This window comes from Lentzea cavernae, assembly GCF_014653695.1.
GTDB lineage: Bacteria > Actinomycetota > Actinomycetes > Mycobacteriales > Pseudonocardiaceae > Lentzea > Lentzea cavernae.
Genome location: NZ_BNAR01000007.1, coordinates 191,101 through 202,777, shown reverse-complemented (window position 1 = coordinate 202,777; position 11,677 = coordinate 191,101). Strand labels below are relative to the sequence as shown.

Sequence of the window (11,677 nt, the reverse complement as noted above, 5' to 3'; positions counted from 1 at the left end):
CCTTCTACCAACCGAGCTGGGCGGCGAGCTGCCGTGCCTTCGCGAGCGAGTTCCGCCCGCCCTGGGCGTCGGGAGCGGGCAGCGGGACGCCGGGGCACTTCAGGTCCTTCGCGGGAGTGACGCCGTCGACGAGGTAGCGCTCGACGACGTCGTCCACGCACGCGTTGCCGAAGCCGTAGATGCCGTGGTCGCCCTCGTCCTCGACGGTGAGCAGCACGGAACCCTTGAAGTTGCGGTGCGCGCGCTGGGCCTGTTCGAGCGGCGTCGCCGGGTCGCGCACCGACTGCACCATCAACGTGGGCGCGACACCGATCCCCGTCGGCTGCTTGAGCTTGACGTCCGGCCGGTCCCAGAACGCGCACGGGCCGGCGATCTGGGTGTAGCCGACGAGAGGCCACTTGGCGCCGTCCTGCGCACCGTCGCGTTCCAGGTACTTCCTGCCGCCGCGGAACGGCGTGTCGTTGCAGATGATCGAGTAGGCGGTGCCCAGCTGGGCGTCCGGGTAGCTGGCCAGCGCGTTCATCCGCGCGGGCACCGCTCCGGCCAGTTCGGCGAACGTCCGTGCGCTGTCGGCGAAGCTGTCCTTGGTGTAGAGCGTGCCTCGCAGCAGGTAGTCGAGCGTCACGCCGTTGTACACGCCTTCAGGCCGCGTGACGGGCTGCTCGTTCAGCTTGGCGCGGGTGCGTTCGTAGGACTGCCGGACCTCCTCGCCGGTCTTGCCCAGGTGGTAGACGTGGTCGTACTTCGCCACCCACGGCAGGTAGTCGACGCGGAACCGGCGTTCGAAGGCCATGCCCCAGTCGTCGAAGATCGGCTGCCACGGCAGCGTCCAGTCGACGTTGGAGTCGAGCACGATCTTGTCGAGCGTCTTGGGGAAGTAGGTGGCGTAGTAGGCGCCCATCCAGCTGCCGCCGGAGTAGCCGAGCCAGCTGACCTTCTTCTTGCCGAGCACCTGGCGCAGCAGGTCGAGGTCCTTCACCGTCTGGTCGGTGGAGACGTACCTGCCGAACTCGCCGGACTTGGTCTGGCAGAACTTCGCCTGCAGTTCGACGCCGCCGTAGAGCAGGTCGAGGTTGGCCTTGCTGCGGTCACGCGGGTCGACCAGCCCGTCGGGGTTGAAGCCGCCGCACGTGACGTTGCTGCTCGCGCCGGTGCCGCGCACGTCGATGCCGATGATCTCGGCGTTCTCGCTCAGCTTGGGCCGCTCGAGGTAGAGCAGCGGCATCGTGCGGCCGGGGCCACCGGGACCGCCGGGGTTGGTGAAGACGGTGGACTTCGCCGTGCCGCTCTTCGGCGTGAGCCGGCTGACGGCGATGGTGATCGTCTTGCCGTTGCGCGGGTTGTTCCAGTCCATCGGCGCGGTGAAGCTGCCGCACTCCAGCCGTTCCGCGCCCGCGGGGAAGCCGGGTGGCGGAGTGTCGAAGCACTTCTGCCACTGGATCCTCTGGACCGGTTCCGCCAGCGCCTGTGGTGCGATGAGCAGCGATGCCGCCGTGACGACGGCCAACGCGGCCGCGATTTTCCTTCGTCGCATTCGAGCCCCCTCCAATGTGCCCCCAGCTCATCGGTTCGGAGGGGGTGGCAGCATCGGCCTTAAGGAGGCGAACGGGTACGACTCTCGTCTTACGCCGTTGCGGGCATTCCCCGATGACGTACGTCATCCGACGCAACAGGGCCGCCCCGGTGGGACGGCCCTGTCGTGATCAGGCGAACTCAGCAGGACTGCTTGTAGAAGTACTTCTCGTTGGCCGACACGTCGTCCTTGGTGATGGCGACGAGGTCGGTCTCGATGTCGCGCTTGTTCTCCTTGCCGTCGATCGCGGCGAGGGCCTGCTCGACGCCCTGCTTGCCGATCGTGCCGGGGTCCTGGGCGATCAGGGCCTGCACGGTGCCCGCCTTCAGGTCCTCGACCTGCTTCGGCGAGGCGTCGAAGCCGACGAGGTTCACCGTGCCGGTCTTGCCCGCGTTCCTGAGCCCGGTCGCCGCGCCCTCACCGGTGTTGAGGTTGGTCGCGAACACGCCGACCAGGTCCGGGTTCGCCGCGAGGGTCGCGGTCACCTTCGAGGCCGCGGTGGCGGGCTCGTTGTCGGTGTACTGCTGGCCGATGTACTTGAGGTTCGGGAAGGCCTTGATGGCGTCCTCGAACCCCTTGGCGCGCGCGTCCGTCGTGGACGTGCCCGCCTTGGTGTTGAGCACCAGGACCGAACCCGACTTGCCGGCCGCGAGCTTGTTGAGCGTCTCGGCGGCGAGCTTGCCGCCCTGCTCGTTGTTGGACGAGATGGAGGAGACGCCGATCGAGGTGTCCTGGAGCTTGGTGTCGACCTCGACGACCTTGATGCCCGCGTCCTTGAGCTGCTTCATCGGACCGGCCATGGCCTTGTCGTCGGTCGGCGCGATCAGGACGGCGGCGGGCTTCGACGCGAGGACGCCCGTGACGATCGGGGTCTGCTGGGCCGCGTCGAACTTCGCGGGGGCCTGGGTGTCGAACTCGTAGCCCGCGGCCTTCGCCGCCTCCTCGAAACCGCACTGCATCGAGATGTAGAACGGTTCCGCCGTGATTCCGGGGATCAGCACCAGCTTCTTGTTCGCGGCGGAGCTGCCGGAGTTCGAGTCCCCGATCTGGCCACCCCCACCACACGCGGCTAGCAGGAAAGCGGCCGACACGGCCACTGCGGAGCGGATCTTCATTGGTCCAGCACCTTTCCTAACGTTGGTTGCGCGCCCGCCGCCGCGTCTGGTCCAGCCACACGGCGGCCACCAGCACGACCGCGACGGCGATCGGCTGCCAGAACTCCTTGACCCCGATGATCACGAGGCCCTTCTCCAGAACCGCCGGGATGAACACGCCGAACACCGTGCCCAGCACCGACCCCGTGCCGCCGAAGATGCTCGTCCCACCCAGTACGACGGCGGCGATCGCGTTCAGGTTGTCCGTCTCGTGGCCGGTGACGACCGCGACCCGGAAGAACGCGTTGCCCATGAAGCCCGCGAGACCGGCCAGCGTTCCCGCGAGCAGGTACACCTTCGTCAGGTGGCCGCGCACCGAGATGCCGACGCGCCGGGCCGCTTCCTCGTTCGACCCGACGGCGTAGGTGTAGCGGCCGAACCGCGTGGTGGACAACAGGAGTGCGCCGAGCGCGGTGACGACCGCGGCCACGATCACGATGTTCGGGATGCCGAACCACGTGCCGGAACCGAAGGTGGTGTTGAGCTTGTCCGGGATGCCGGACACGTTGGAACCGTTGTTCAGCAACAGCGCCGCGCCCTGCGCCGCGCCGAAAGACCCCAGCGTCACGATCAGCGGCGGGATCTTCGCGCGCGAGATCAGCAGACCGTTCAGCAGGCCCCAGGCCGCGCCGCTGACGACCGCGACCAGCAGGCCGAACCCGATGACGCCCCAGCCCGCGTTCGTCGCGTCGCCGCCGGACACCGAGTTCATCGCCATCGCGCTCGACACGGACGCGAACACCAGCACCGAGCCGACGGACAGGTCGATGCCGGAGGTGATGATCACGAACGTCATGCCGACCGACAGCACCAGCAGCACGGCGGTCTCCGCGAGCAGGAACTGCAGCGTGGTCACCTGGAAGATCGCGTCCGGGCGGATCGCGCCGAACGTGGCGACCAGGACCAGCAGCACCAGACCGATCCAGAGCGTGTTCGCGCCGGTCAGCCGCTTGAGCATCGGCGTGCGCTGCTCGTCCGGCAGAGTTGACAACGTTGTCTTCTCGTCGGTCGTCATCAGGCCGCGTCCTCCTGGGTGAGCGCGCCGGTCATCGCGCCGACGAGCTCCTCGACGCTGGTCTCGGAAGCCTTGAAGCGGGCCACGCGCCGGCCGAGGCGCAGCACCTCGACGCGGTCGGACACCGACAGCACCTCGGGCATGTTGTGCGAGATCAGCACCACGGCGATGCCCTCGTCGCGGACCCGCTTGATCACGTCCAGCACGCGTTCCCGTTGCACCACACCGAGTGCGGCCGTCGGTTCGTCCATGAACACGAGCTTCGACGCCCACGCCACCGACCGCGCGACCGCGACGGACTGGCGCTGACCACCGGACAGCGCGGCGATCGGGACGTCGATGCTCTGCAGCGTCGCGCCGAACCGCGTGAAGTGCTCGGCGGCCTGCTTGCGCATCGCCTTCTTGTCGAGCACCCCCAGGAACCCGAGCACCCCGGGCTTGAGGATCTCCCTGCCCAGGAACATGTTCGCGGCCGGGTCGAGGTCCGGCGCGACCGCGAGGTCCTGGAACACCGTCTCGATGCCGAGAGCGCGGGCGTCGTTGGGAGAGCCGAGGTTCAGCGGCTCGCCGTCGAACACGAGTGAGCCGCTGGTCGGCTGCTCCACCCCGGAGAGGCACTTCACCAGGGTGGACTTGCCCGCGCCGTTGTCGCCGATCAGCGACACGACCTCGCCGGGGTAGGCGGTGAACGAGGCACCGCGGAGAGCTTCCACGGTGCCGTAGTTCTTCGTGAGATCACGAGCCTCCAGCAGCGGCTGGCTCATTGCTATACATCCTCCACAGTGGACAGAACGGGCGGACGGCAGCGGATCGCCACCAGGTCTCCGGTCAGCCCCTGCTCGCCTGCCGCGTGCGGCACGACGACGGTGCTGCCCTTGTGCACTTCCAGCTCACCGAGCTTGCCGGAGCCCTCCAGCACCACCAGCACGGCGAACGACGGCTCCAGCGCGAAGGAACCCTCCACGTGCAGGCGGTCGGCCTGGAAGAACGGGTCGGCGTCGTGGCCGAGGAGATCGACCGACGGCGCCCACTTCTCCGACGTCTGGCGAACGAGCCTGTCGAGCTGACCGCCCCAGCCCTGCCGGTCGAGGCAGTCCAGCGCGACGTCGTAACCGAGGCCGAGGTGGCCGATGTCGGCGTTGTCGAGGAAGCCCTGCCACTCGATCGTCACCGAGAAGTCGGTGGGCTGCTGCAGTTCGACGATGAACACGCCCTCGCCGATCGCGTGCGGCACACCGGCGGGCACGAACACCGTGTCGCCGGGCCGGACGCAGACCGGGTTCAGCGCGTCGAGCATCGCCCTCCTGTCCTGCGTGGCGACCCAGCCGGCCACCACGTCCGCGGGCACGTCGTCGCGGAATCCGATGTAGACGGTCGGGTTCGGCCCCGTCGTGCCGACGACGATCCACGCCTCCGTCTTGCCGTGACGGCAGTTCAGGTGCGAGGCCGCGAAGGCGTTCGACGGGTGGTAGTGCACGGGCAGGCGCTGGCCCGCGTCGAGCAGCTTGACCAGCAACGCCGTGTCGCCGCCGAACTTCGCCGCGTGATCCGCGCCGAGCCAGCCCTCCGGGTCGGCCTTCACCGCGTCGCGCAGGAGAACGCCGTTTGGCAACGTTGTCAACCCGGCATCACTGCGCCCGTAGAGCGTGGTCGTCGACGCCACCCAGTCCTCGGGCCCGAAGTCACCGCTCGTCCCGCCGCGCAGCGCGGCGATCGCCTCACCGCCGCGGTAGAACTGCTTCGGCTGGTTGGCGGGCAAGTTGACAGGCTGGTGGAGAACACCAGAACTCACGCGTGGACCTCCCCGGATCCTCGTGGCACCAAGCGCACCGGCAGCACGACGCGGCGCGGTGGTGAGTTGTCGCCGTCCAAGCGGGCGAACAACAAATCGGTGGCCGCCTTGCCGAGCGCGCTCGCGTCGTGCGCGATCACGGTCACCGGCGGCGACAGCAGGTCAGCGAGTTCGAAATCGTCGAAGCCCACCAGTGCGGGCCGTTCCGCGACCCCCGCGAGAGAGCGCAGGACGTACACGGTGATGCGGTTGTTGCCGGCCACGACCGCCGTGGCGGGCTCACGCATCGTCTGCAACCGTTGCAACGTGGTCGAGACGCTGCTCTCGTCGTGCGGCCCCATCGCCACGAGCTCCTCGTGGTACCCGATCCCGGCCCGCACGCACCCCTCGCGATAACCGCGCAGGCGCTCGTTGGCGGTGAAGATGTCGGGCGCGTCTCCGAGGAACGCGATGCGGCGGTGCCCGTGCGACGCGAGGTGCGTGACCGCCTCGACCGTCCCGCCGATGTTGTCCACCAGCACGGTGTCGGCCACGACGTCCCCCGCGGGCCGGTCCAGGAACACCACCGGCGTACCGGCACGCATCTCCGGCACCAGATAGCTGTGCTGCAACCCCGCGGGCACTATGAGGAGCCCGTCGACCCTGCGGCTGCAGAACTCGAGCGCCAGCTCGCGCTCACGCCCGGGATCCTCGTCCGACGACCCCGAGATCACCTGTCTGCCGCGCAACCGCGCGATCTCCTCGACAGCACGCGTCACACCGGAGTAGAACGGGTTGCCGACGTCCTCCAGCACCAGCCCGATCGTGCCGGTGGACGACCCCCGGCGCAGGTTGCGGGCACTGAGGTTCCTCCGGAACCCGAGCTGGTCGATGGCCGCGAGCACGCGCTCGGCAGTGGACGGGTGCACACCCGGCTCGTCGTTGACCACGCGCGAGACGGTCTTGATGCTCACGCCCGCGAGCCGCGCGACGTCGTTCATCGTCGCACGACGTACCTTGCGCTGACCGGCTACGGGCCCGCTGGGGGACAACGTTGTCATAGTGGCCGTATCTCACCCCGGCTTTACGTCCTTGTCAACAGTTTCCGCACCGGTTCAGCACCGCGATTCCATTGCGGCATGTCCGAAATCGGACAGGTGATCGGCACAGTCTTGACCTTGCCCGTGTGCGCTCCGCAATCTTCTGGTGACGGACAGCGTTGCCACCCCTTCGGGCACGCAGTCCGGCGAGAAGGCCCCCGGGCCGGGGTGCGCATGCGGCGGCGGTTGCACCCCGGCCCGGTCCCTCGCTCCCGCGCCAACGCCGACAGCCCTCGCGCCGGTGGATGGCGACTGCGACGCCGACTCCGGCAGTCCTCGTGCCGGTGGATGCAACGGCGATGCCGACGCTGACGGCCTTCGCTTCGACGAGATGGCAATGGCGAAGCCGAGGCGTGCGAACTTCTCTCGACTGAGCAACCGGTGGAACGCGACCACGATCGGCTGGGTTCCTTTGACGCCCCGCTTTCAAGGCTGATCCAGGGCCTCGTGACCGGCACCGACTTGTCCCAGGCCCACGCAACCGGCCAACTCGACGGACCCCCGCAACCACCCGACCGGACCACCCGTCCCACCCCGCACCCCACAAAAATCCCAACTAGGGTGAAACCGTGGACTCACTGGATCCGATCGAGTCGGTCAACACCTTCATCGGCACCAAGGACGAGGGCAACACCTTCCCAGGCGCGTCCATGCCGTTCGGCAAGACCCACAGCAGCCCCATCGGCTCCCACTACGCCGGTTACCGCTACGACGACCAGCAGATCCGCGGCTTCGGCCACTTCTTCCTCTCCGGCGCGGGGTGCTGGGAACAAGGCGGCCTGGCCCCGATCCTCCCGGTCACGCAACTCCCCAACGCCTTCGACCACAAGCGGTACGCCGCCAGCTACACCCACGACGGTGAGATCGGCAAACCCGGCTACTACAAGGTCAAGCTGGCCAACGACATCACAGTCGAGTGCACCGCGACGACGAGGGCGGGCGTAGAGCGCTACACCTTCCCCAACGGCGTCAACGGAACCCTGCTGATCAACGTGGGCCAGGCGAACGACAAGGAACCGGTCAGCGCCAGCTCCGTCAAGGTCCTGGACGACCGCACCATCACCGGAACCGTGGAGACACAGGCGTTCTGCGGCGGCCGCCCCTACCTGACCCACTTCACCACGAGATTCGACCGCCCCTTCCACCAGTTCGGCACGTGGGGCCCGACAGGACCCAAACCGGGCCAACGCGACTCGGCGGGCGGAGCCGGTCTGAGAGGCGCCTGGGTCACGTTCACACCAGGCCCGGTCACCGCAACCACCGCACTGTCCCAAGTGGACGCACAGGGCGCTACGAACAACCTGGAGACCGAAACCGCCGGCAAGACCTTCGACGACCTCCGCAACGACGCCCGGAACGCCTGGCGCGACGAGCTGAGCTGCATCGAGATCGAGACGGACGACTGGGACGAGCGCGCGGTCTTCTACACCGCGCTCTACCACGTGCTGCTCCAGCCGCTGACCGGCAGCGACGCGGACGGCCGGTACCGCGGCTTCGACAACCAGGTCCACCAGGCGGACGGCTGGACCTACTACGAGTACTACTCGCTGTGGGACACCTACCGCGCGCACAACCAGCTCCTCGCGCTGCTTCGCACGAAGCGGTCGCAGGACATCGCGCGGAGCGTCCTGGCGATCCACGAGCAGGGCGGGTGGCTGCCGCGCTGGGCGTACGCGAACCAGGAGACGAACTGCATGACCGGCGACCCGGTCACGCCGTTCCTGGTGGACCTGTGGCGGTTCGGTCACCTCCAGGGGCTCGAGGAGCAGGCGTACCGGGCGCTCGTCCAGAACGCCGACGGGATCCCGCCCGCCGCCAGCAGGTTCCAGGGCAGGTCCGGCAACCCGAACTACCTCGCGAACGGGTTCGTGCAGTACGACAAGCGGTTCCCGAAGAAGGGGCAGGACACCGATCCGCACCACGGTGCGTCGGCGACCCTGGAGTACGCGCTGGCCGACGCCACGCTCGCGATCATGGCCGGGGAACTGGGGCACGCGGAGGACGCGGAACGGCTGCGCCTGCGGGGGCTCAACCACCGCAACCTCTGGGACGCCAGTGTCACCGACCGGGGCTTCACGGGGTTCCCGCGGCCCAAGCTGCAGAACGGTGCGTGGCTCAACCCGTACACGCCGCAGGGGCCGGAGGGGTTCCACGAGGGCACGGCCTGGCAGTACCAATGGCTGGCGCAGCACGACATCACCGGGTTGCTCACGGCGCTCGGCGGCAAAGCGGCGGCGGAGGCGCGGCTGGACGACTTCTTCGCGTACTCGGACCTGCTCGTCGACCCGAAGCGGACCGTGCGCGAGAAGTGGGTCGTGGGGCCGTACGACTACTACAACCAGTTCAGGTACAACCCGAACAACGAGCCGGATCTGCACGCGCCGTGGATGTACGCGCTCATCGGCAAGCCGGAGAAGACGTCGGTGGTCGTGCGGGCCGCGCAGACGTTGTTCGTCAACGGGCCCGCGGGTGTCACCGGCAACGACGACCTCGGCACCATGTCGGCCTGGTACGTGTTCAGCGCGCTCGGGATGTACCCGGCGGTGCCGGGGACGGGTGAGTTCGTGCCGCACGCCCCGAGGTTCACCAGGGCCGTCATCCACCTGGAGAACGGCGAGGACGTCGTGATCACGGCCGAGCACGCGGACGTGACGAAGACGCAGGTGGTGCAGCGGATCCGGAGCGGCTGGCTCTCGAAGACCAAGGACCGGATCGAGCTCGCGGAGCTGCGTTCGGGCACCACGCTCGAGGTAGACCTCCACACACTTTCCAATTGAGACGCCAGATCGGTCGTAGGCTCTTGCGATGGGCACCTGCGCGAGCTGTGGCACGGAGTACGCGCCGCTGCCGTCGCGAGCGCGGTACTGCTCGAACGCGTGCCGTCAGCGCGCCTACCGCCGGCGGTCGGCCGGTACGTCCACTGTGGTCGCGGAGTTACCCGGCTACGACGACGCGTTCGTCGGCAGGGAGAGCGAGCTCGCCGAGCTGCTTTCGTTGCTGCGCAAGCACAGGATGCTCACGCTCGTCGGACCGGCCGGGGTGGGCAAGACGCGGCTCGCGGTCGAGCTGGCCCGGCGTTCCAGACGCACCGAGGTCCGCACCGTCGAGCTGGGCAGGCTGAGCCGTCCGGAGCAGGTCGTGCAGGCCTTCGCGGAAGCCGTTGGGGTGTACCAGCGCGCGGGTGTCGCGTTGCGGACGACGGTGGTCCACGAGCTGAACAACCGGCGCGTAATGTTGCTGGTCGACAACTGCGAGCACCTCGTCGAGGAGTGCTGCGAGGTGGTGGACGCGCTGTTGTCGCGTTGCCCTCACGTGCAGATCCTCGCGACCAGCCGGGAGGCGCTGAGATCCATCGGCGAGGCCGTCTACCCGCTGCACGGCATGAAGGCCGACGCGGTGAAGCTCTTCACCGAACGCGCCGGAGCAGGCGGTGACCGCGACGCGATCGAGGTGATCTGCGCACGGCTGGACGGCCTGCCGCTGGCCGTCGAACTGGCCGCGAAGCTCTCCGCGTCCGTGTCGCCGCGGGACATCGCGGACCGCCTCGACGACCGGCTCGACCTGCTCAACGACGCCGGTGAGCAGACGCGGCACCAGAGCCTGCGCGCCGCGATCGCGTGGAGTCACGACCTGCTCACCGGGCAGGAGGAGGAGCTGTTCCGGCGGCTCGCGCTGCTGCCCGGCGGGTTCGGGCTGGAGATCGCCGGGGTCGTGCACGGCGGCCCGGTGATCGGGCCGCTCACGGCGTTGCAGGCGAAGTCGTTGGTGGTGCGGGAGAACGACGGCCGGTTCCGGATGCTCGAGTCGGTCCGCCTCTACGCCGAGGAACGGCTCGAGGAGCACGGCGAGCGCGAGGTGACGGCCGAGCGGATCATCGCGTGGCTGTGCGAGAAGGGCGAACCCGGCATTTCGTCGTCGATCCTCGCGCCCGCGCAAGTCCAAGCGCAGCACCAGGAGTACGACAACGTGGCGTACGCCTTCGCCCGTCTGGTGGCGCCGCGGGACGAACGCCGGTTGATGCTCGCCACGATGCTGCTCAGGGTCTGCTTCGACCGCGGCTACTTCACCGAGGCCGGTGCGGTGCTGATGCAGGTGCTGCACCAGTCGCCCGCCGACGCCCGCTACCGGATCCTCGCGCTGGAGTACGCCTCGCTGCTGGCGGTCCACGAGGAACGGCACGACGAGGCGGTGCGGCACGCGCTCGAAGCCGTGGCGGCCGCGGAGGCCGGCGGACAGGACCTCATCATGTGCCGTCTCCATCGGACACTGGCGCACGCCTACGACGGCGCGGGTGACGCGTCGAACGCAGCAAAGGCGTTGCGCCGATCGATCGAGTACGGCGCACGTAACGGCAACGACGTGAGTGTCGCCGTGTCGAGCCACAACCTCGGCTGGCGGTTGCTCGTGGACGGTGACACCGAGGGGGCCGCCGATCTGGTCGGCGGCGCGTTGCCTGTGCTCAGAGTCCATGCACGGCAGGACGTCGTGGCCGTGACGATCCACACGTCGGGCTGCATCGCCTTGGAGCAGGGAGATCTCGCGACGGCCGGGGCCCGCTTCGCCGAGAGCGCGCGCATGACCGCGGACACGCCGCGGGCCGCGCTGGAGTCGATCGAGGGGCGTGGCCTCGTCGCGATGGCGTCCGGACGGCACGAGCTCGGCGTGCGGCTTCTGGTGGCCTGTCAGCAGATGCGCACGACGTGGGTTGTTCCGTCGGAACCGTGGTGGCGGAGGAAAACAGCCGCCGCACTGGACCTCGCGCGGGAATCCCTTTCCCGGGCGGCCTTCCAGCGTGCTCTCGCCGCAGGCCGGTCGATGGACGCGCGCCACGCCCTGGAAACCGCGCTGGACGAGGAGATCGCGGGGGTTCCGTTGCTCAGCGACCGGCAGCGCATGGTCGTCGAGCTGGTGGCACGGGGATTGACGAACGCTCAGGTCGCCGCCAAACTCGGTATTTCGCACAGGACTGTGGAATCCCACGTGCACAACGTGAAGACCACGCTGGACCTTTCGTCTCGCGCGCAGCTCGCGGCCTGGGCCCGATCGCACTAATGCGTCCAACTG

General features: G+C 68.7%; 8 protein-coding genes. 2 read left to right on the top strand and 6 right to left on the bottom strand.

The annotated features are described in order from the left end of the window. Nucleotides 1–4: 4 nt before the first annotated feature. The 6 genes from IE307_RS23880 to IE307_RS23855 all read right to left on the bottom strand — a co-directional run bounded on the left by IE307_RS23880 (nucleotide 5) and on the right by IE307_RS23855 (nucleotide 6,514). Nucleotides 5–1,534 (bottom strand): alpha/beta hydrolase, encoded by a 1,530-nt coding sequence (locus IE307_RS23880; protein ID WP_191301245.1) that lies wholly within the window; start codon nucleotides 1,532–1,534, stop codon nucleotides 5–7. Nucleotides 1,535–1,713: 179 nt separating this feature from the next. Next, nucleotides 1,714–2,688: an ABC transporter substrate-binding protein gene (locus IE307_RS23875; RefSeq protein ID WP_191301243.1), complete on the bottom strand. Its 975-nt coding sequence runs from the start codon at nucleotides 2,686–2,688 to the stop codon at nucleotides 1,714–1,716. A gap of 16 nt (nucleotides 2,689–2,704) precedes the next feature. Further along, nucleotides 2,705–3,742 carry an ABC transporter permease gene (locus IE307_RS23870; RefSeq protein ID WP_191301241.1) on the bottom strand — a complete coding sequence of 346 codons (1,038 nt, stop codon included), beginning with the start codon at nucleotides 3,740–3,742 and terminating at the stop codon, nucleotides 2,705–2,707. Next, a complete protein-coding gene (locus tag IE307_RS23865; protein ID WP_191301238.1) occupies nucleotides 3,742–4,506 on the bottom strand; it encodes an ATP-binding cassette domain-containing protein in 765 nt (254 codons plus the stop codon). The genes IE307_RS23870 and IE307_RS23865 overlap by 1 nt, the downstream gene beginning before the upstream one ends. Before the next feature lie 2 nt (nucleotides 4,507–4,508). Then, the gene (locus IE307_RS23860) at nucleotides 4,509–5,501 is read right to left on the bottom strand and encodes a class I mannose-6-phosphate isomerase (RefSeq protein WP_229905014.1); all 993 of its coding nucleotides are present in this window, start codon (nucleotides 5,499–5,501) and stop codon (nucleotides 4,509–4,511) included. A 29-nt stretch (nucleotides 5,502–5,530) separates the two neighbouring features. Beyond that, complete coding sequence (locus IE307_RS23855; RefSeq protein ID WP_191301234.1) at nucleotides 5,531–6,514, bottom strand: LacI family DNA-binding transcriptional regulator; 984 nt, start codon at nucleotides 6,512–6,514, stop codon at nucleotides 5,531–5,533. A gap of 668 nt (nucleotides 6,515–7,182) precedes the next feature. On the opposite strand from IE307_RS23855, the gene IE307_RS23850 reads away from it, so the two are divergent. After that, entirely contained in the window at nucleotides 7,183–9,390 is a 2,208-nt protein-coding gene (locus IE307_RS23850; RefSeq protein ID WP_191301232.1) for a GH92 family glycosyl hydrolase, read from the top strand. A gap of 28 nt (nucleotides 9,391–9,418) precedes the next feature. Beyond that, entirely contained in the window at nucleotides 9,419–11,665 is a 2,247-nt protein-coding gene (locus tag IE307_RS23845) for a LuxR C-terminal-related transcriptional regulator (protein WP_191301230.1), read from the top strand. The last annotated feature ends 12 nt before the right edge of the window (nucleotides 11,666–11,677 follow it).